Raw genomic sequence first — 20,640 nt, 5'->3', positions numbered from 1 at the left:
GCGCGCTTACTCGCGCCGCTTAGCAGCAGCGCGAACGCGGCAACACTCCAGCGACATGATTGATTGCTTCCTCACACAAATCATACGCACCACGGATGCCTTGGGTGGAGACGCCGGTCGGCGAATCCCGGCGATGTCCAGATTGGCAATCGTCTCGCGCGCAGCCGGTCAGCGTAGCAGCGGCATGGCCACGGTGGGGTCTCCGGGGATCACGGTGGTCTGGCGATCCGTCGCTGCCGATAAAGAGAAGTCCCGCATTCCGGCGACGTTGTCGTTTATCTGCTTCACGGCGGCCTGCCCTCCTCCGTAGAACGCGCAAGCTTCATTGAAGACGTCCTTCAGCGCGTAGCCGATGGGCGTGCGCATGTGCTGCTGATAAGATTCTTGTAGAGCGCGGCCCTGAGCACGCGGGTGATGACCTGCTTGTTCTTGGGGTCTCGCAGTGTCCAATCGAAGGTCGGCTCGACATGACCCACGAAAGCGCGCAGCTGGCGCGGCGCGCCAAGCAACGCCTTGGCAGCGGCGCCACCGTCGCCCCGGCGGCGCGCGCTGCGGCCTTGTTGTCGAGGGGAGCGGTCATTCCATGGCTGGTCGTTACCTTGAGGGAGGTGTTCCTTCCTACTGCACTGCGCTGAGCGCGGCCCCAGTGGCCTCAGCGAACTCGCCGCTTTAGGTCTTCATCGGCCACGAATTCCTGCCAGAGCTTGCCGGTAATCGCCTCGGCCATCAGCCAAGTAATGTCCGAAAGGCCATAGTCCATGCTCCACACCACTGGCGCCCGCGGCTTGGAGTTCTGTCCAGCCCAATCGCTGTTGAGCGCATTCACGTAGTGGCGCAGGCCTTCGTGAGGAAGGTCGAGGCGACCGACGAAGGTCGACATGTTGAGTGCCTATTGTGCCGCCCACGGAATCTGCTCCGGAGATCCGACGATCAGTAGACATTGCGGGATCCTGCACTTGCCGATACCGGGATTGGACGCCTGCACCGAGAGGTCCTGCAGCGGCATGTCCGGATAATAGAGTCGCAAATATCCCTGCTGCAGCTCGGCGCGATAGCGCAGGACAGGCGCGTTCTTGCGCGCCCTGAGCAGCTCGCGAATCAGCGCGGGTGCGTCGTCGCCCCCCTCGCGTTCTCGGAGGCGCTAATGTGATCATTGTCGGGAAGAACGATACCCCAACCGACGTCCGGATGACTCCAGTCGCGCTGGTCGGCAGGCGCGGAAGGCGCGAGCCATTGCAATTCGCGGCGGCCTTTTCGATCTGCGCCCACGGCGTGCGCTTGCGTAGCGCGTCCTGCACCGCCTTCGACCCGTCCCAGGCGTTGATCTGCAATGCCTCTTGTCGTCCGATTCGATCGGTCATGCAGCGCCTATCACCCCAAAAACGTTGGGCCGGATTTCCATCGGGACCGCAGGGGCCTCATCGAGCAGCTTGAGGATATTCTGGCGGATCTCGGCCGGCGTCGTCGGCGGCAGGATGCGCAGTGCCTCGGCAACCATTTCGATTCGCTGTTTCATTCTGGAATCGATGCAGCCGCTCCACCACCTTGCCGCCCGAACAGCAGTTCAGCACGGTCATTTTATCTGGACTACAACAAGAGCGGTGAACTTCATGGTCGCGCAGGTTGCAAGCTTTGACTTGACCAAGTTGGAAATTCATATCACAATTTCAAGTATTGGACTTACGACTGATTTATCGTTGCCAACTCCGAACGAGATTGATGTTTTGGAGAAAGCGCAATCTTCAACTGAACTGACGGAAAGATTCTGAAGCGACGCCGCACGCATGCCGTGCGATGGCGGATGTTTGTCTTATTGTTCGGCAGGAGTGTTTCAAACGAGAGGAAGCGAATATGGCCACCAATGAATCTCGGTTTTGTATGTGCCTTAATGCTCCCGATCCAAGCGCTCTAAAGCATTACAGGGCGGCGATTCTGAAAAACTCGCGGTGGCAACCGGGAGATAAAATCTCGATTCGGTTTCTCGATGGCGATCCCGCGCTCCAGCAGCGCGTGAAAAACGTGGCGCTTGAATGGACCAAAGTTGCCAATCTAGTTTTTGATTTCGTGAATCGGTCGCCGACCGATGTCCGTATCGCGTTTACCCAAGGCAATGGCTCATGGTCTTATATTGGTACGGTGTGTAAGACGATCCCGGAGCCACAGCCGACGATGAATTATGGCTGGCTTACGCCCGCTTCCGATGACGCAGAGATTCGTCGTGTCGTGCTCCACGAGTTTGGTCATGCTATCGGCCTGATACACGAGCACCAGAACCCGAAGGGCGGCATTCATTGGAACAAACCGGCGGTTATCCGCGACTTGAGCGGGCCACCCAACAACTGGGATGACGCGACGATCGAGAACAACATGTTCCGACACTATCCGTTGACTGACGTGATCCCGACTGACGTCGACGCGACGTCAATCATGATGTATCCGATCCCCAAGGCATGGACGACTGACGGCTTTTCGGCCGGTTTCAACGGCGAGCTTTCGGCCAGCGACAGAACGCTCGTGGCCAGTGTTTATCCGCCGTAGCTGCCATGAAAACCGATCATTTCGCGATCGTGATCGGCTTGTCGAGTTATCCGAACCTCGGTGACCCACCGCCGGATAATTTGCAAGGTCCGGAAAACGACGCGGATGCCATTGCTGCCTGGCTTACAGACCTCAAGGGCGGCGGGGTGCCTTCAGGCAACATCCGCATCATTCGCTCGCGTGACCTGCAATCGCCGCCCAAGGCCGAGCCGACGCGTGATCAGCTCGAAACCGCCTTTCTCTGGCTCGACAAGCTCGCTGCCGACAATCAAAGTGCGGGAAAAGGGCGAAAGGTCGGTGCGCGGCTCTATTTCTATGTTTCAGGACACGGCTTCTCGCCACGCTTTCGTGACGGTTGCCTGCTGGCTGGCAATGTTGCGGAGCGCCAGTTCAGTGCAAATGTATGCCCTTCGGCTTGGCTCGACTGGCTGAGGGACGCGGATTATTTCGGCGAATACGTGCTCTGGATGGACTGCTGCATGGATCGGCAGGTTTTGACGCCGCCAACAGCTCCGCCCCTTACATTCATGGGTGGAGGCGGAGCCGGGAAGACGTTTATTGTATTTGCCGCCTCTCGGCCGCTCAAAGCCGCGGAGAAAGAGATCCCGCCGGGCAGTGGGCAATGGCACGGGGTCTTCACGTGGAATCTGCTGCAGGGATTGCAGGGGGCGGCAGTAAATCAATTCGGACTGGTGACCGCCCGTTCGCTTGCCGATTGGCTACGCCAAGCGCAGTTGGGATGGCTCGACGCCGTCGACCGCAGTGGTGCGTCGGTCGCCAAGGAACCCGCGATCATCGAAAAGGACGAGAGCATTGTCTTTGCATCGGGTGTCGCGCCGCTCAAATTCGACGTGACGCTTCGCGTCAGTGGCGCGACTTCACCAACCGAAATTCGGCTTTGGTCCGGGTCGCCGCCGATTCCTAGTTCGTCGATCATGATCGCGCACGGTGGCTCGACAATCCAGCTTGCGCCCGGCCTGTACCTTGCCGAGGGCGCCGGTCTGCGTCACGGATTTGCGGTGACACGTTCCATGACCCTCGATCTCGAGGAGAGCGGTGAGCCCGTCAAACAAGCCGCTGGAAAATTCACGCTTTCGGTCGATCCGAGCGATGCCTCCGCGGACATCACGCTGCTTCGAGACAGGTTCGACGTCCTCATGGGCGGCAAAGCGCAACTCGTCTGTCCAATGCTTGATTTCGGACTATATGAGTGCCGGATCACGATCGGCCGCCAGATTGTCGAAAAGGTCATTCTTCTCGACAGGGACTGGCCGCCGAGTGCGAGCGCGCCAAGCCTTGAAGCAACCGCCGGCGAAGCGCCAGCCGCTGATGACCTGCCGCGGCTGCCGCAAATCACTTCGGCGGCGCCCCTGCCGGGGACTCGCGCAACCCATGAGTATCATCAAGCCGCCGCGAAAAGTCCGAATTACGACATCGAGGTCGGCGAGGGCGCCGAGCTAATGATCATGGCGCGGTGGTTTTCATCGGGCGCGGAGGCGCTGCCGCGTCGCATGCCGTGGGAGGGGGTTCTCGTTCTAGACGCTTCGAGTGCGGTTGTTGCTGACCTCACCGAGCAAGGGCGAAACTATAGTGTGAACGATCCTGTAGGAGCGTGCGCCATCTCGTTGGCCCCCGGTGCATACGAGCTGCGTTATCCCTATCCTCTCGGATCAGACACGCGGTTCGCCCAAAGCCTGATGCTGCCGCCCGGAGGGTGGCGCTTGGAAGCTTATGTACTTTATGACGCTCGCGATGCAGGCGCGCGACCTGCGGTTTCGCTGCTGATGAGGAAAACGGGAGCTTCCTGGGGTACAGATGATGATCTTCAACTCCAGAAAGCACTTGTGACCCTGGCAGACGAGCGTTCTGTTCAAAACCCGCTGTTGTCTGATCTTTTGCCCGGCAAATCCCTCAATCCGCTGGCGGGAATCGTCGACGCTCACCTTCTCCTGATGTCCGAAAACAAGGGAGGGACAGGGCTCAGCCAACTGAACGAGATTGTCGCGAAACTGCGAGCCATGGTCGGCACGGAACATCCGGATGTCGAAGCGCTCTCGCTTCGCTGTCCAAACCCATCGCTGCATACGAGGGCGCCAATCGGTGCGCCTCCGATGTTCGAACGAAGCTGGGAACTGCTGCTCGATGCGAGCCAGGATCATCCAGAGTTGATTTCGCCTACCCTATGGAAGAAGGTCCACGTGCGAGCGGCAGTGCCCCCCTATCTCGTATGGTGTCCTGACGAGGCGGTTCAGGCAGCATATCTGCGGGAGCTGGAAAAAACCGTATTCAATGAGAGGGCCTCTCCCGCGCTCGCTTCGCCCACTTCTTCGTCACTCGAGAAAACGTCCCGCACGAACCGATCCAGCTTCGAGAGTCTTGCGGGTGGCGCGAACAAAGGCCCCAGGACGCGCGCTGCGCGACGCCCCGAGCGAGCGAATATCCCGTTTCCGGAGTTCCCGCAGCAAGCGCCCGCACCCGTACCCGCTGCCGGCAGTGTCTCCGAACAGGAAATCGCACGCCGGGCGCGCGCCTTCCGTTTGCCGCCTGCTGCAGTCGAGGTCTTAAGACAGGAATTAGCAGCACGTGCACCCCTCCTCGAGTCAGAACAGTAGATCAATTTGTCAGGCGGTATCGATGGTCGGCGACCCCCGGGTTTGGCAAAGCGGCCGCGGAGGACTGTTCATCGACGATGCGGTCATATCCTTTCAGCGTTACCTATGTCCTTCGGATAAGTTCGTGGGTGAGGCTCCTTCGAGCCACGGTGCTCTGCCAATTGCCCCTGAGGGAGATCACTACCTTTTGCCTCTCCCCGATCAGGAGGCCTTTTGGGTAGGCATCATCCTTCCAAAGGTTTGGAATCGCCGTAAGCTGCACTTCACAGCGATGCAAGCCGATGGCAGCGTGTTGGTGTCGGAGCAGTTCACCCGACCCGGCATGTCCGTTGTCACGGGCATCAAGAGGTCAGACGGCCAATTCGACGTTTTTCGTCCCGAGTTGGTTTCGGAATTGCTGCTAACTAGCGCCGGCGGGATTGCACGCGTCGTCGTTTGCGATCCCCGGACCTTCGTCGTCCGCACCGGACAGGCCGCACCTGAGACTTTCGACCCCGATGCCGCTTTCGGCGGCTGGAGGCTGCCATAAATCTGATTGATCGTAGTTGTCCAGATTGGCAGCCCGGCTACAGCGCCGCGCGTTGGAACAACAAAAGCTTGATTGGGTGCATTGCTGACTATGCGCCTTCAATCGCTACGCCCGGTATTTGAAGGGCCGCCCCGTGCCGTTCTTGTGTAATTCGCAACAACGCATCAGCCAGACAGTCGTACAGGCGTCTCGCGAAGTGAAGTCAGAAAGGAGCTGACCTTCTTAAAGGTCAGCAGGAATCCGATGAAGATGCGACCCACATCACAAAAGATCAGCTACAAGCCGTGAGCAAGCACGCGCGACCTTCGTCTTATCACTGATACGACAATCCACGTGTTGTAGGGTCCGGAAGAGGTATGGGATATTGGCGTCAGTCAAGAAGACGGGAAAGAGGACCGTCTCACCCGTGTCATTCTGTCGAGTGAACGCTGCAAGGAATTCCATCTGACAGTTCTTGCTGGACCAAAAATCCGGTGAGTAAAGCGTTACGACGCGTTTTGATGCGTCCAGCGCATTAGCAACCGGCCATGTCCAGCTCGCGCCCTCGCGCAAGCTACGTTGGTCAAAAAAGATGCGGATCTGGCTCGATGAAGCTCGGAGCTCACTTACGAGGTAGTTGGCCATGTCGCTCTCCTTACGAGCGTAACTGACAAATACGTCGAAGTCGCTGCTATCGGAACTAGGAGCGCGTGTAGAGCGTGTGCCCTCAGATAATTGTTTGGATTTCTGAGCAGTAAACGTCGCTCGTGCCCGTTCAGCCGCCTCTTCGCCACGCACAACGATCTTGAGAAGACGCAATGGGAGACCACGTTCCATCCAGCTGATTGCAGCATGCAGAATAGCGCCGAGCATCTGCTCCTGGTTACACCCCTGGTCGCCTGTCCCAATTAGTGGCATCGCAACCGAGCTGCTTGGAAATTCGGTCAACAGGTATGGCGCGAGTGCGCGAAATAGATCATCTGTGATTTCAAAGGTAGTTCCGCGCCAACCGGACTCGACGCATAGAACACGTCGAAAAGTAAAATCGCCGGACACCGGTTTAGAAAGCTAGCATGAAAATTGCTGACGAAGGTCGGCTTGCTTGTCTCTGGCGAGATCTCCAACGGAAAGACCGGCGCGGTGAAGCGCACCGATTAATGAGCCTTGTGTTGGCAAATAGTCGTTAGGAAAGGCAGAGACCACGAGGACATCGACAGCATGTTCCTGGGGTATGCAAGTCAAGTCGCCCTGGAGAAGCTCAATCTTGCGAGGTTCATCAGGACGAACTACAGTCAGCTCTTCTAATAGTCTCATGGCTTTCTCAAACACTCCATCTCGGGGTTGCTTTATGCAGCGTCAGCATGTTCGGCTGCACTCCATAACGATGGTGTACGTCGCCCTGCGAACGATGGCGATATCTAAATAGGAGTTTCAAATCGACGAAGCGGAGACTTACAAGCCGTGCTTCGAGCGGCTGCGCCCCGTACACACTTCCGTCTCAGCCGCTTCGAGCTCAGCTATTAAGTAATAAAGGAACGCTGTTGCCCCAAGCCTCTTTTTTTCGCTTGTCGTTTTGCTAGCTGTCGGTCGCCTTTCGTTAGGCGCGCCGCAGGACGCATCCGTCTTTCTCACGCAACCCCGGTTGCGCCTCGCAGCTGCGCCGCGATCGAGCCGATCCCCCCGCCCAAGTCCGGGTGGCTAGCAAGTATATTTATCAGGAACTCCATCTGCTCGAGGACAGACGAGAACTGAAGCGCGGACGCACCACGGCGCCATGGTCGCAGATAAGCTGCGATCACCTGCTGCTGAACCTTTTCGTTGAGCTGACCCAACAGAAGCGCCCGTCCGAGCGCGACGTCCGCGAGGGCCACACCGTTCCAGAAATTTGGGTCGTAATTGTCGAGCGTCTGGGCTTCATTCTCGGCGCGAAGCAACCCTTCATCCAGATCGATGCCTAGCTCCTTGTCATTGGCCGCAATGCCGAACAGACCCAGAAGTGTATCCGCCAGCAGTTGATTGAGCAGCGAATAGGTGTCGAATTTCCCGCCTGCCTCTTTGCGCCTGAAGGCCTCGCCATAGCACCGGCGCATTTCCTTCAGTGCACCGATCCGTTCATCGCCGCTTGTAACTTGCGCGAGGCGCTTGCTGCAGCTCCCGAGCAATGACCAGCGTTCCGCCGTCACCCCGCCGTCGGCGAGCTTCGGCAGACTCATCAGCAGCGCAATTGCTTCATTGATCTCCTTCTTCGGATCACCCCGCTTTGCTTTTTCGATGGCCGCCCGACGTGCCATTAGGTTTGCAAGCTGCTCGATGACGCGAATCGGCGCCTGCGCCTGCTCCGCCTTGAGCGCAAGCGTGTAGGCCTCGATCGCCTTGTCGATCAGCTGCATCTCCGCATAGGCTTGCCCCAGTACCGCCTGCAGCTCGGGATTGTCCGCCCACTTGGTCGCAAACGAACTGGCCGCGATCGCGAGGAGCCGTTCTCGCAACGGCGCTGGATCGCGCGTCGCCAGCGTCTGGGTGTCCTGAACGATGTCCCGGATATCGGCGATTAGTTCCTCGACGTGCACATACTTGTCTTGCGTGCGCGGAGACTGGGTCCGTGCACCGTCGAGGAACAATCGAAAGGCGGGATCGCCGTAGCATTGATAAGCGCCCCAAGTGTTTGTCCCGGGGAAGCTCTCGAAAACCGCGCGCCTTGCAGCGAGCGTGGCGTCGCCGAACGAAGCTCCGGCCAGGAACTGATTGTAAAACACTTCGGCGAAACACTTGGCGGCGCCGTCGTCGACCGCCCAACCGGCGGCGATCACTGCGCGCCCACCGAGCTTGATGAATGCCGTCGCGATATTGGCGGCCAGTTCATGAAAGCGGGCGGTTGCCTTGCGTTCAGCGCTGGGATCGATGTGTCCCAGATAGCAGCAGTTCATGAACACGAAATCGGGAATCGCCTCCATTTGCGCGACGTCCGCAGGCTCGAAAAACGATCCGTGCTCGATCGCCATGCCGGTAACCATGCGGTCGCCACGCTTGACGTCCACGGCTCCATGACCCGCCAGATGCAAAATCCGCCAGCGACCGCACAGGATCGCCGGAAGGCTGCCGCGGGTGTCGGCGCACTCGATGCGGTCCATTACCTCGAAGCACTGCTTCTCCAGCAAGCCGGCGACCAGCCTCGCTTCCTCGGCTGCCCCTTGGAGCGGGGGAAATTCCGGAAGTCCGGTTGGTGGATTGCCCACGACCAGCGCTGTCGTCCCGGTCGCCACGATCGACCGCTCGGGGGTGTCAGTCCCGGTGAGCTGGCGGACCATTCCGGCGCGTACCGACAATGGCTTCTCGTCGGCGCGTCCGGGCCGGCACAGCAGTTCCCAAGGATAGCTCGCGGTGACAGGGTCGAGGACCAGGACTCGCCCGCGGTCATCGCCCGTCTCGCGCTTGAAGTCTGCGGGCAGCAGCAGTTCATAAAGCGTGCCAGCGGCGGAGTGCTCTTTCGTTCCGAGCTTCTCGGTCACGGCGCTCGTCACAAACTCGGACACCTTGTACTGGTTGGCGACCGGGCGTACCGGAAGTCGTGCGCGATCGGTGAGGTCGGAGAACTGCAGCTTGCCGCCCTCTAGCGCTTCGATCTTCAGCCGTCGCCACCATGACGAATCCTCCAGCGGCGGTGACTGGCGGCGTCCCCCGTTTTTGGTTTGCACCAGGCCGTCGAATGAAAAGTTGGGATAGGCGCCTGGTCTTCCCGGTTCGAGGCGTGCCATTGTATGCGCGACCGCGATCGCCCGGTCACGGTACAGTTCGACAAACTCGACGTCGGTAAATGCATCGTCGCCCAGCATCAGGTTGGCGTATTTCAGCGCGTCGAGTAGAGCCGAGACGGCGTCGGCCGTCTTCAGCCCGCCTTCGCCAGTGCCGATCACGACCATTGAGATTCCCATCTCGCCGGCCGGCAGCATGCGGCTTTCCCGGACCGCAAGCGCGTAACGCCGCAGCGCCTTTGAAACCGTGCGATTCAGATCCCCTGGCGTGAGCGCGCCGATCGCGCCGAGACCGATGACGACCGCGCCCTTCGGCACCCCGGTGGGGTTCAGGACGATCTCCGCGGTGCCGATCCGGCCCGGATAGACGCGGGTGTCGCGCCGGCGGCTGAGCCGGCCATTTAGAGCCCGATCGAGTTGACCCTCGCCGCCGGCCAGCGTGTCACCCTCGTAGTGCCCGACTGCGACAGGCCAGCGCGAGAAGGCGAGATTGCCATGCGTCAGTCGGATGATGGTTGTGCGTCTGATTTCGACTGCCGGCCGGCGCGTATAGCCCAACGCAGCGGCGACGATTTCTTGCCCGTCCGGAAACATGCTCGGAGTGTCCTCGCGCAGTTCGAGGGGCACGCCGCCGGCGGATGGTGACGGCGGCTGTTGTGGCAGGCGGCTGGTCGTCCCGCTCGCGAGCAGCTCCATGTAGGCGTCAAGGGCGGGCTCGAACGCGGCGAGTTCGCCGGGTTGAGCTTGTGCCCACCAGGTGTTTCCCGGTACGGCAGCGGTGGCCGCCGTTTTCGCCGACGCGCTTTCGGCGAAAAACCGTACCTTGTCATTCTCCACAGTCATCGATAGGGCAGGTGTTCCGTTCACCTGCACCAGAGGGAGCTTGAGAGCTGCAAGGGAGCCCATCTTGTCGCGCTGTTTGCGGGCTGCCTCCAGCAGCGCATCGGCGGGTGCGCCGGCTCCGTTTGTTTGCAAGCGCTGCCACAGCGCCCGGTCGAGTAATTCTGCCGGGAGCACGTCGATCAGCCCCGGAAAGGCCTGGAATGCTGAGGTGATGTCCTTGCTTGCGGGCGCGAAGGTCAGGAGCGCTAGGTATTGGGTCAGCCGGTCGAGCCCAAGCAGAAGGCGGGCGATGCGGGCTGAACCGCCGAGCGGCAAGTCGAGCAACAGGATGCGCGCACCGGGGCGGCCCGCGAACTGTTCGCGAAGATCCTTGTTGACGGCGAATCCGGCAGTCGCGACAAGTCCTCCCGCGCCGTGAGCAATGATCCTGACCGGTTGCGTCGGATTTGCCGCCAGCTGGGCCCGCACCAGTTTGGCGAAGTGGCCGCCGCTGTCGGCCAGGGACAGGCGCCAGTCATAGGCAAACGGTACGACATCGCACGATTCCGAAAGGCGCTTCACCAGAGGTGTGTAAGCGTCGGCGACAAGCGTGTCGGGCGTGAGCGGGAAGTCGGGATCAAGCTGCAATTGTTTGAACTCGGCGAGTGCGGCCAGATCCATCCAGATGCGCATGCCATTCGCGGACAGATGCGAGCCCATGCAATCCGGAATTAGGATGACGGCGGGACGGGGCGCGCCGGCGCGCTTTCGCGACAGGAAGTCGCTGACTTCCTGCGTCGGTTCGATGCGTTGAAATCCGGCATCGTCATCGGTCGAACGCAGTAGCGCATCGGTCATCTTGCCCAGGGTCTTGTCGTTGCGGAAATAGTTGAAATGGCTGACCGTGTCTGCCCTGTCGAGGAAAAACCGAGCGGCCCGGTTGGTGCGCGCTAGCCCGCCGTACATCGATAGGGTGTCGACGACGAGGTCATGATCGCCGCCGTAAAACCAGTCCGCGGCCCTGAGGCCGAGCCGGGCGATGAGGGACGCGCCTTCGATGTCGCCGGCAATGACCGACAGATCCGCCTTGGTTTCGATGCCCGGCCGGTTCAGCAGCATGGTCAGCAGCGAGCCCGGCATCATCGCCTCCAGACCGGGGACCGATCGCGGGTCGGTCCGTGTCTTTACCACAGCGAGCAAAAAACCCTTCAGGAACTGGTAAAGCTGCGAACCGCCAAGGCCGGTCAGATCGAGAACGCTGGTCGCGAGTGACAACCAGTTATCGAGACGTCCCGAGGCCAAGGTAGTCCCGGCGGCCGGGCTGGCGACCCGGACGAACCGTTCCATGATCGGCCGCTTCTCTTGGAGTAGGCGACCGAGTTCGGCGAGTTTAGCGAGTTGTTCGCTGTAGTCTTGCCCAACGCCATCCGCGCGCAGTTGAATCTTACCGATCTCGTCTGCAAACAGCGCCTTGCCGTCAGCTCGCTGGGGCCAGCAGAGCAGTTCGCCGATCATCCCACCTCGGGAGTGGGTTACGACATGCAGGCGCGCCCCTGCGGGCAATGCCTCGAGCGCATCGATGGCATTGTCGATGGGGCTTACGCTCAGGGTCGGGTGGTCGAACGCGACGATGCGATTGCCATATGTGTCCCGGAGCTTTTTGACCGTCGCGACGCGCGGTGCGGCGGTGCCCGGTTTCGACCAGGGGATCGCACCGAAACCCCCTACGGTGCTGGAGCCTGTTCCGTGGATGAACAGCAGGATTGGGTCGCTTCCGGTCAGATCGCTCGCGGCAATCGGATTTGCACCGAACTCGCCATTGTCGAGCGACCAGGTTCGCAGGCCGTATTCGTCCTTGCGCCGGTTGTCGAACATTTGGGCAATCGGTTTGCCGGCCAGGCTTCCGGCGACATCGCCGAGCGCGGAGAGGTCGAGATCAAACGTGCGCACGGACTCGATGGTCGTCCCGTCCGCGCCGGCCCGGGTCGCCGGCCCTGGCAGGAAGACCGGCAGCGCGATTGTGTCCGCATCCTTTCCGGCACCCCGGGTGCTGGTGGTAGGCAGATCTGCCGCGAGTTGGTCGTACCGATGGTAGAACCGCGCGCCAGTATCTAGCGTCAGCTCGACGAGCGTATCGGCGTTCACATCGAGTTGCTGGATTGGTTCACCGGCGCGGCGTGCGCCGACCCGGACGGCCTGCGGATTCTCCGCTCGCGCACCAAATTTGTGCAGCTCTCCAAGGTCCGGTTGGGGTGGAGCCGGATCGGTAGCCCCTGGAACGAGAATGCGCACCATCGTCAACCCCCTGCACCGCGCGACCAATCGGCAAAATCGCTTGCCGGCGGTCGAGCCAAGTTTGAAGCAAATCGCGTTTCAAGAAAGAAATGCGGCTGCCCCTGCGCGACCGTCCGCCGCGCCTTAAGCCGCCGACATGAGCGTCGGGTCCGACAGCGCTTTGACGGCATCTTCGAGCGCCTTGGCGTTGTCGCTCAGCTCGTGCTCGGACCGCTTCATCAACTGCGACACGCGCGCGCAGCACCGCGACAGGAATTCGATGTTGAGCAGCCGCATCGCGTTGAAGGCGGTCCGGTACCGCTCGATGTCCGTCCCGTCGAGGCCTGGCGCAACCACCGTTTTTCCGTCCGGAGCGAGGCCCAATGATTTGTAGATTTCCCGCATCAGCAGCGGCCAGTAGTCGAGCAGCTTTGCCAGCCGTTCGGCTTCGGCATCGTCGAATGCCGCCAGGAAATCTTCCGTGGTGATGTTGCCGCGCGTGCGCGATTCCGCCGTGAGGTCCTCTATGATGCGGGGGATCTGCTCGATGCGCCGCTGCCATTCCTCCTGCGACTGGAGATCGAAGTCGCCAGGAAATTTCTGGATCACCTCGGACCTGAAGCGGTATCCCATGCGTATGGCGGTGAGCAGCGAGTGCTGCCGAATCGGCAATCCCGTCAGCGGCCCGCCTACTTCCTCGATCGCCAGGAATTCGCCGCAATAGATACCGTCGCCCTGGATGCGGGCGCGAAGCAGCAGGGTCCGGTAGCGTCTACCACCGCGTCCAATCAGGACGGTCTGCGGCGCCACCAACTGGTTTTCCCGCGAGGCGAGAATGATCTGGCGGGCTTCCACCAGCCACTTGTAGACGAAGTTCTGTCGTCCCGTGTCCGAGTAGGCCAGCTTCTGGATCTTGCACCAGGGCACCGACGGGGCCTGAACGGTGAACAGATCGCCCAGCACGGTATCGTCGCCAGTGAACGCAGCCTCAGCAGGGATTTCGCCCTTGGCTAGGTCGGCATCGGACGCAATGAAACGGACGCGCGAATAGCCGTCGAATTCCCGGATATCGCCGAACAGGCCCTGTTCCAGCGAGTCGACCATCTGCCGCAGCTCGACGGCGTCGAACTGGATGACGTTTTTTCGCAACAGCTCGATCAGTTCCCTGATGAGCTGATTCTTGCTGGTCACCATCTGCAAATGGCTGAGCGGGCTCGGCGGGGTGACATTCGGGCGAATGAGACAGTAGGTCTGCCGGTCGGACGCCCGGGCACTGGTGGCGGCGAAATAACCGGCCTCGTAGAAGCACCACGACCAGTCCTCGTAAGGCGCGCCGTAGATCAGGAACAGGCTTTGGCCGTCACGCAAATGCTTCTCGATGGCGGGCCGCCATTCATTGCCGCGCGGGATGTCCTCCGAGATGAAAACGTCGATCTGGCCATGGGATGCGGCCTCAATGACCTGCTTCAACGCGCAGGCAATGCGGCCGTATTCGGCGCGATGGCTGACAAATACCGGTTCAAGAGCCATGACGCGCTCTCCGAGGTTCTATCAGGTCAACCATACGGGTGACCGCGGGTCAAAATCAGGTCAAACCGCTCGCCGCTTCGCAGCAACGAAGCCGTATATCAGCAGTAGTGCCGACGGAGCCGATGAAACCGGCGCCTTCGCTCGTTTTATACCAACCGAGAGCTTGCTCGAGGTAGGAGGCTACGAATGAGCCCACGATGCCAAGGACGGTCGTCACAATGAAGCCTGAGGGCTCATTGTCGCCAAGTATGGCGCACTTCGCTATGACGCCCACAAAAAGTCCGACGGTGATCGTCCAGAATATGCTCATTTTTCATATGCACAATTTAATTGTGGCGTGAGGGTAAAAGCCCATAGAATTGCTAGGTGCCTGGATTTCTGTTTGATCTAGATCAATGGTTGCTTGCCCAAACAGCGCTTCGAAATATGAAAAGGGTTGTTGCGGAGCGACGAAAAACTGCCAATAGATTTGCTCGATTTTGATTTCATGTGCTCTCCTGAACCTCCGAGATCTCTCCCGTATTTCCTGACCACAATTTCTGAAAGTCGCCGATCTCTTACAACCCAGTCCCAGCCTTGGGTGACGCTGATGCCTAGGAGTGTTTCGGCTCTAGAAGATTAGGCGATAACCGTCGTCTACGGCGACTATCAGGCTTCGACAAATCATCACAACTCGGTTACGCTCGCGGCCTAAATTGGCAATGGTTCTTGCCGACGATCCGCCTCAGAACGTCGCGCTCTTCAGTGGTCATATGATCGACGCGCCCCATCGGAGGACACCGAGATTTCCCCCAGCGCCGGGTTTACTTTGCAAACTGCCAAAGCTGTATCAGGGCTGCTTAGAACGTCGACTCTTGGGCCGGATCGGACGTTTACGGGCCTGCCCGCTGTTTGATCGCCCAGAACCGAAAGGCCTCGGCCTCGAACGGGTCCGGCTCTGTCGGTGGCGGGATCAGCCTCGCGCCCTCGCGGCGGAAATGATCGAGGCCACGGCCCAGCCTGCGGCCTGCCAGCGTGTGCTGATCGAAGGCCCAGTCCGGTATCTCCGGTTTGAAATCCTTCAGCAGTGAGCGCAGCCCGATCGCTGCGCCGAAGTGGCAGCCAGCACGGCTTTTCGGCGCGCGCGCCATCATGCGGATCGCGTTAGTCGGAACGAGATTGTCGGCACCACGAAAGGTCCATCGCCGCGATCCCGTCAGCATGGTTACGAAGGAACGTCTTCCATCCTTGTGACGGAGAGGCCCGCCTCCGCGCCATATACTTGGCGACGCTGGTCTGGCCGATCTCGGTACCAAGCTTGAGAAGCTCACCATGGATTCTCGGCGCTCCCGACCGCGCTGGCAGCTTTTGAGAATTTGCTGTTATCGAAGCGCACCAGACAGGTCTTGGAGACCGATGCCGGCGCCACATGCACGCACGCCTCTGTCCGATGGGTCGCCGCCCGCGGGTAGGTCAAGTCGTCCTTGCACGGTTCGCAAAAAGTCTGTCATCGTCGCATCGTCCCGATGCGTGTCGAGCATGCGTCTAGCGAGCTCGAGTGCCCGACGGTAGTGAGTAAGCGCTGGCTCGAGATCCGCGCGCAGTTCAAGCGCCTCACCGACAAGTTTTTCGGATCTCGCGACGCGCAGGATTGTCCCAAAATCATGTGGGTTCTCGTCTAGAAGCTTATTCCGAATCCGTAGAGCTTTCTCGTAGTTGAGAAGCGCTGCGTCCGTTGCACCTTGACATCTTTCAATAACTGCAACCTTGTTATAAATTACGGCGAGGCTGTCGCGCCATCCTGCACTGGTCGGGGCCCCGCTGATCAAATCTTCCATAGTTTTGACCGCCAAACTGTACTGCTTAAGCGCTGCCACTGAATCGTTCCGAGCGCTTGCAAGATCCCCAAGCGTCTCGTGGGACAAGGCCAAGTCCTTTCGCCACTTCGCATTGTTTGGGTCGAGCTCGACCAGATCCCTACGCAGGCTGAAGGCGTCGTTGAGATTCGCCTCGGCCGCAGCCACATCGCGCTTTTTTAGGAACACTATCCCGAGATCATGATAGGCCCACGCCAGGTCGTACTTGGCCACGCGATCGGCTGGGTTGCTCTTGGTAAGCGACAGGCGCAAGTCCAAACACGGTCTGAAGTTCTTCAGCGCATCATCGAGGTTTCCCTCGTCCAAATAGTACCCGCCGATCCAGAAGTACGCCCAACTCAGCATGCGTTTCCAGTCGGAATTATCCGGATTAGTTTCCACCAACTGCTTGCGAATAGCCAAAGCAGTCAAGTAGCTTTCCAGCCGCTTCTCTCGCTGCCCGAGCGCTTCGTGCGCGACGCCGATACTCACATGGATTAACGACAGTTTGTACTGCAAATCGAGGTTGCTAGGATCGATAGCGCGTGCGCGCTGCTGCTCCTCAAGGGCTCGATTGTGACTTGCCAGCGAGTCCGACGCCATGCGACGCACCATTTGGATCTCGCCGATATTGTAATACGAGGATGCGAGGTCGCGATGGGAGATAGCACTGTTTGGCTCGCGATCGGCTAGGGGGTACCGGATAGCGAGCGCTCGACGGAAGCTCTCCATCGCAGGCTCAATCCGGCCCTGTTGCTGGCGCACCAGGCCGATATGCTCGATCTGGTCGGCAACCCCACGCTGCCAAGTAACCGCGGCGGGATCTTTCGCGGCAAGGCTGCGGTATATTTGCAGGGATTCCTCGTAGGCGCTGCTGGCCTGGTCCAATCCCTTAGCCTTCAGGTAGGTCTCGCCGAATTCGCTCATCATTTGGGCGCGATATTGACTGAATTTGGGATCGTCGCCGACGGCAGAAGAGAGTTCGTCAAATGATCTCTTTGTCGTTTGCAGCAGTCGTTCGAGCGTCTGGATTTGAATGCCCTGGACGCTGCGAAGATCGGTGGCGATCAGCTTCACCAAATCCTCGGCGCTTCGTCGGGCCAGACCGAGCCGGCTTTCCGCGGCGCTCCGCGCCTTGGCGGCCTGCATCGCTTCCCAGACGGCGGCGCCGGTGATCGCCAGCAGAACACAAGCCGCCGCGAGGCTCACGCGACGCCTGCGGCGGCTGGCGGCTTCGGCCCGAGCAATGCTTGCAGCGATGTACTCACGCTCCTCGCTATTGAAATCCTGTGGTTGACGTTCAATCAACCATTGACGGGCGCGGGTTAGGTTCAATCCGCTAAGCAAACCTTCGTCCTTCTGCCCAGGACTGGCGTTGCGCCAATTCGCGATGTCCTCAGCGAGTTGATCCTTACCGATCAGGAATTGGCGGTCGGCTTCAAGCCAGCCCCGCAGCGCGGGCCACTCGCGCAACAAGGCTTCATGTGCCACTTCGATAATGTCGGCATCGGCGTCGCTGGACGAACGCCGGTCGCGCAACAGGAGGCGGGCTTCGACCAACAGGTCGACCGCCGCGAGCGAGCGAGCAGGCAACTCGGTCCTGACCGCCACGCGACGCACGAACTGGTCGGCTTTGTTGACGCGGGCAAGGTGCGGGATGAAGGTCTCTCGGAGCAAGGAGTCGAGCGCGGCCTTGTCGCGCGGGAGCGCGCCCAACCTCATACCCTGCTCTAAGACCTCAGACACTGCTGCGTTAACAGCTCCGCTGAGCCGGCCGAGGCGGTCATATTGGGCGAGCGTGAGCTTCCCCTCAGCGCCGTAATCCTGTAACATACGCCCTAGCGTGAAAGCGAGCAGGGGAAGCGAGTCTGGGCCGCTCGAATCTTCGAGCAAAGCGTCGACCAGGTCGGGATCGACTTTGATCGGAGGCTTGGCAATGCGTGCAGGACCTTCGATAACGACGCGCATCGAGCCAACCGGGAGGGCCGGGAGATCGTGGGGTACTTTCCGCACCGTGACAAGCCTCGGTTCGTTTTGGAGGTGCGGAAAAGAATCTGATCGCATCGCGACAATGATGATCACCCCCAAGTCTTGGGCTGACGCCGCAGCAATGAGGTCCATGAAACGGCCGGCCTCCTGCCTGCCCTCCTCGTTGAACAATTCCTCGCCCTGATCGACCGGAATGACGACCGTCGGCAATTTGCCGGTATGCTTGAGGAGGGCTGCCACCCTTGCGGCGCGCAGACTGGCGAGCAGGCGGAAAAAGCCGTTCGGCGCCGCGTTGACTAAATCGGCGATTCCGGCGCGAGATCGCGGCAAGCCGCGAACGGGCTCCGAGTCATCACGGGTCTCGGCCAAAGCAGATTCCAGCGCAACAAACAATCCGAACTTTCCGGTAAGCGCCGCCCGTTCGGGGCGGATCACTGGAAGTAATAGGAAATTGCGATCGTCGCGTTTGAGTCGGGGCCATAACCCGGCGCGAAGGTAGGACGATTTCCCGGCGCCGGACGCGCCGAGAATGACCAACATGCGCTCAGCTCCCACCTCGCTCATTGTCCGCAGCCGATCTAAGCCGCGTATGATTTGGGCTTCGCGTCCGAAGAATATTGCCGCATCCTGCTCAGTTAGCGGTTCGAACCCGGGAAAAGGACGCCTACCCGGCGAGAAGGGAAATGTCTCAGGATCAAGCCCGGCTCGTTTTAGCCCATGCTTCAACCGTTCCCAGCCGTATGGGTCCCTAACCAAGTCGACGACCTGATGATTGGCGGTTATCTCGCTTGGCAAAGAGCGAAGGTCAATGTCGGCAACAATAACGGGGAAAATCGGCTTGCCCAGCTGCTTGGCGAGCAAGAACTCGTTGAAACACCAGCTAGACGCGATCCATTGTGGCGAGATCAGAAACAGCACGGCCTCACATCGATCAGCGGCAGCCGCAAGCGCCTGACGCCAGAGCTCGCCTGGCGCCAGGCCGGACTGTGGATCTAGGTCAAGGAAGACATCGGTCCAGCCGTTTTCTGCAAGCCAATCGCGTACGGCGAGGGCCTTATCGTTGTTGAGACTCGAGTGGCTGATGAAAAGGCAGCCCATTGATCGCGCCATCAGTATCAGGCCAACGACAGCCGAAGGCGGACGAATGGCCGGCGAACTATCAACGGTTAGCGTGCCACAATTGTCACGAAATTGCCACATATTTGAAGACCACGTTGTGCGGCGCGATCCTGGCATTGCCCGACCAAACAGACGGTCTTGGAAGTGCTCGAAGCCGAGCGACTGAAGCGCCTACCGATGCCGGCTGAGGCCAACGGATTTCGTGTTCTTCCCATGTCTAGGCGGGATGCGGTCGGTCTCGACCTAGCGGCCCAATTTGTAGGGACTGAAGAAGGAATCGGAGATAGAATTTGCGGTTCTGAACAAACAAAAGAGGCAGCGCTGTGCGGCAACTGGGATTGGCAGTAATTGGCGCGACATCCTGCTTGGTCGCGACAGCCGGTGGTGGTGCCGAACGGTCACGATTGCCGTCTAAATTCGTTTACTTGAGTGACATCGATGCAAGTATACTCCAGGACATTCGCTACGCAGGCCGAGCAAATTTTACAGGCGCGCGGGTGCCTGGATATGTCGCGGGCGAGTGCATCCTTTTGCGGCAAGTCGCCGAGGCCTTAAAGCTCGTACAGGCCGACCTGCGGCAACGCAGTCTCTCCCTCAAGGTCTACGACTGCTATCGTCCAGTCCGCGCGGTAAGATCTTTCATGCATTGGGTAGGGAATCCTGAACCGGGCGAGGCGCAGTTTTGGCCCAGGACACAACGCAGCGATCTGGTTAAGCTCGGCTACATTGCGAGTAGCTCCGTACATTCGACGGGAGCAGCGGTTGATTTGACGCTCGTTAAGCTTCCGGTTGCATCCTCGAAGGCAGATCCAAATGCGACTTACGCGCCTTGCAATGCAAGCACGTCGCGCGAGCCTGACAACAGCTTGGACATGGGGACGACCTTTGACTGCTTCGATCCGATGAGCCATACGGCTAGCAGCGAAATAACCTCGGAACAACGTGAAAATCGGCGCCTGTTGGTCGGTTCGATGGCGGCCCACGGGTTTAAGAACTATGACCGCGAGTGGTGGCACTTCACCTATATCGAATTGCCGTCAATTCCAAAAGTACAGGATTTCCTGGTGGCGAAATAAACTACGTCGAATACGGAGATAGTGCAGCCTGAACCTTGTGCCTACCGCAAATTAATCCGAACATATTGATGTGCAGTCCGCCCAGAATTGGTCGACAGAGAATGCGTCCAGCTGTCTCGACGGCACGTGATATAGGCGCGTCCTTGTTCAATGACAAATGGGTGCACGCGCGGTTGTAGTAGTTCATATACAAGAGCAGCACGTGACGCAGATGGCGTTCGCCGAATACCGCTGAAATTCAGCCGCTTCGGTGATTCTGGTTCATCACGATACCCTGCCGCTCCAGCATGATGTGGATCCTGCGGTAGCCGAACCGCCGGCGCTCCGCCGCCACGGCCTTCATCGCCTCGCGCAACGGACCGTCGTCCGGACGGATGCTGGTGTAGCGCACCGTTGAACGGTCGATGCTTAGAGCCTGGCACGCCCGACGCTGGCTCACCCCATGCACCTCGCAGGCGCGAGCCACCGCTTTCCGCTTCGCATCGGGCGTCTGTGCGTGGCGGTGACAAAGTAGGCCACGGAGCGCCGGCGTGATGTCGGTGCGGGCGGAGTAAAAACCGTCCAGTGGCTAGGTTGATCCCTTTG

At 59.8% G+C, this 20,640-nt stretch carries 16 protein-coding genes and 1 pseudogene; 6 read left to right on the top strand and 11 right to left on the bottom strand.

All coding sequences use genetic code 11. The annotated features are described in order from the left end of the window. Positions 1 to 168: 168 nt before the first annotated feature. Positions 169 to 366, bottom strand: coding sequence for a hypothetical protein (locus GGQ85_RS16400; RefSeq protein ID WP_309775409.1), 198 nt, complete (start codon positions 364 to 366; stop codon positions 169 to 171). Positions 367 to 467: 101 nt separating this feature from the next. Here GGQ85_RS16400 and GGQ85_RS16395 point away from each other — a divergent pair, with 101 nt between their 5' ends. Then, positions 468 to 635: a hypothetical protein gene (locus GGQ85_RS16395; protein ID WP_309775408.1), complete on the top strand. Its 168-nt coding sequence runs from the start codon at positions 468 to 470 to the stop codon at positions 633 to 635. A gap of 17 nt (positions 636 to 652) precedes the next feature. Here GGQ85_RS16395 and GGQ85_RS16390 read toward each other — a convergent pair whose 3' ends face one another. Together GGQ85_RS16390 and GGQ85_RS16385 are read right to left on the bottom strand one after the other, a co-directional pair. Then, positions 653 to 880 (bottom strand): hypothetical protein, encoded by a 228-nt coding sequence (locus GGQ85_RS16390; RefSeq protein ID WP_309775407.1) that lies wholly within the window; start codon positions 878 to 880, stop codon positions 653 to 655. 477 nt (positions 881 to 1,357) lie between these two features. Next, entirely contained in the window at positions 1,358 to 1,516 is a 159-nt protein-coding gene (locus GGQ85_RS16385) for a hypothetical protein (protein ID WP_309775406.1), read from the bottom strand. Between the two features lie 10 nt (positions 1,517 to 1,526). Here GGQ85_RS16385 and GGQ85_RS16380 point away from each other — a divergent pair, with 10 nt between their 5' ends. The 4 genes from GGQ85_RS16380 (at position 1,527) to GGQ85_RS16365 (ending at position 5,679) form a co-directional block, all read left to right on the top strand. After that, positions 1,527 to 1,769 carry a hypothetical protein gene (locus GGQ85_RS16380; protein WP_309775405.1) on the top strand — a complete coding sequence of 81 codons (243 nt, stop codon included), beginning with the start codon at positions 1,527 to 1,529 and terminating at the stop codon, positions 1,767 to 1,769. An 82-nt stretch (positions 1,770 to 1,851) separates the two neighbouring features. Then, a complete protein-coding gene (locus tag GGQ85_RS16375) occupies positions 1,852 to 2,538 on the top strand; it encodes a M12 family metallopeptidase (protein WP_309775404.1) in 687 nt (228 codons plus the stop codon). Between the two features lie 5 nt (positions 2,539 to 2,543). Continuing rightward, positions 2,544 to 5,150 carry a caspase family protein gene (locus GGQ85_RS16370; RefSeq protein WP_309775403.1) on the top strand — a complete coding sequence of 869 codons (2,607 nt, stop codon included), beginning with the start codon at positions 2,544 to 2,546 and terminating at the stop codon, positions 5,148 to 5,150. A gap of 124 nt (positions 5,151 to 5,274) precedes the next feature. Continuing rightward, on the top strand, positions 5,275 to 5,679 hold the full coding sequence (locus tag GGQ85_RS16365) for a hypothetical protein (RefSeq protein WP_309775402.1): 405 nt from the start codon (positions 5,275 to 5,277) through the stop codon (positions 5,677 to 5,679). A gap of 261 nt (positions 5,680 to 5,940) precedes the next feature. Here the strand turns inward: GGQ85_RS16365 and GGQ85_RS16360 are convergent, their stop codons facing one another. From GGQ85_RS16360 to GGQ85_RS20920, 7 genes and pseudogenes are all read right to left on the bottom strand, one after another. Continuing rightward, entirely contained in the window at positions 5,941 to 6,531 is a 591-nt protein-coding gene (locus GGQ85_RS16360; protein WP_309775401.1) for a toll/interleukin-1 receptor domain-containing protein, read from the bottom strand. Between the two features lie 195 nt (positions 6,532 to 6,726). Then, positions 6,727 to 6,972, bottom strand: a complete 246-nt coding sequence (locus GGQ85_RS16355; protein ID WP_309775400.1) for a macro domain-containing protein — start codon at positions 6,970 to 6,972, stop codon at positions 6,727 to 6,729. Positions 6,973 to 7,286: 314 nt separating this feature from the next. Then, positions 7,287 to 12,527, bottom strand: coding sequence for a DUF7379 domain-containing protein (locus GGQ85_RS16350; RefSeq protein WP_309775399.1), 5,241 nt, complete (start codon positions 12,525 to 12,527; stop codon positions 7,287 to 7,289). 123 nt (positions 12,528 to 12,650) lie between these two features. Continuing rightward, positions 12,651 to 14,036, bottom strand: a complete 1,386-nt coding sequence (locus GGQ85_RS16345) for a toll/interleukin-1 receptor domain-containing protein (RefSeq protein ID WP_309775398.1) — start codon at positions 14,034 to 14,036, stop codon at positions 12,651 to 12,653. A 55-nt stretch (positions 14,037 to 14,091) separates the two neighbouring features. Further along, positions 14,092 to 14,346, bottom strand: coding sequence for a GlsB/YeaQ/YmgE family stress response membrane protein (locus GGQ85_RS16340; protein WP_374708909.1), 255 nt, complete (start codon positions 14,344 to 14,346; stop codon positions 14,092 to 14,094). Positions 14,347 to 14,908: 562 nt separating this feature from the next. Next, on the bottom strand, positions 14,909 to 15,238 hold the full coding sequence (locus tag GGQ85_RS16335) for a hypothetical protein (RefSeq protein WP_309775397.1): 330 nt from the start codon (positions 15,236 to 15,238) through the stop codon (positions 14,909 to 14,911). Between the two features lie 456 nt (positions 15,239 to 15,694). After that, positions 15,695 to 18,958: pseudogene (locus GGQ85_RS20920) on the bottom strand (nSTAND1 domain-containing NTPase); the annotation flags it as partial. A 386-nt stretch (positions 18,959 to 19,344) separates the two neighbouring features. Here GGQ85_RS20920 and GGQ85_RS16320 point away from each other — a divergent pair. Then, the gene (locus tag GGQ85_RS16320) at positions 19,345 to 20,055 is read left to right on the top strand and encodes a M15 family metallopeptidase (RefSeq protein ID WP_309775394.1); all 711 of its coding nucleotides are present in this window, start codon (positions 19,345 to 19,347) and stop codon (positions 20,053 to 20,055) included. Positions 20,056 to 20,293: 238 nt separating this feature from the next. On the opposite strand, the gene GGQ85_RS16315 is transcribed toward GGQ85_RS16320, so the two are convergent. Beyond that, positions 20,294 to 20,494 (bottom strand): IS3 family transposase, encoded by a 201-nt coding sequence (locus GGQ85_RS16315; protein WP_309775393.1) that lies wholly within the window; start codon positions 20,492 to 20,494, stop codon positions 20,294 to 20,296. Between the last annotated feature and the right edge of the window lie 146 nt (positions 20,495 to 20,640).

Origin of the sequence: Nitrobacter vulgaris (assembly GCF_031453995.1) — a bacterium.
GTDB lineage: Bacteria > Pseudomonadota > Alphaproteobacteria > Rhizobiales > Xanthobacteraceae > Nitrobacter > Nitrobacter vulgaris.
This window is presented reverse-complemented; position numbering and strand designations above follow the sequence as displayed.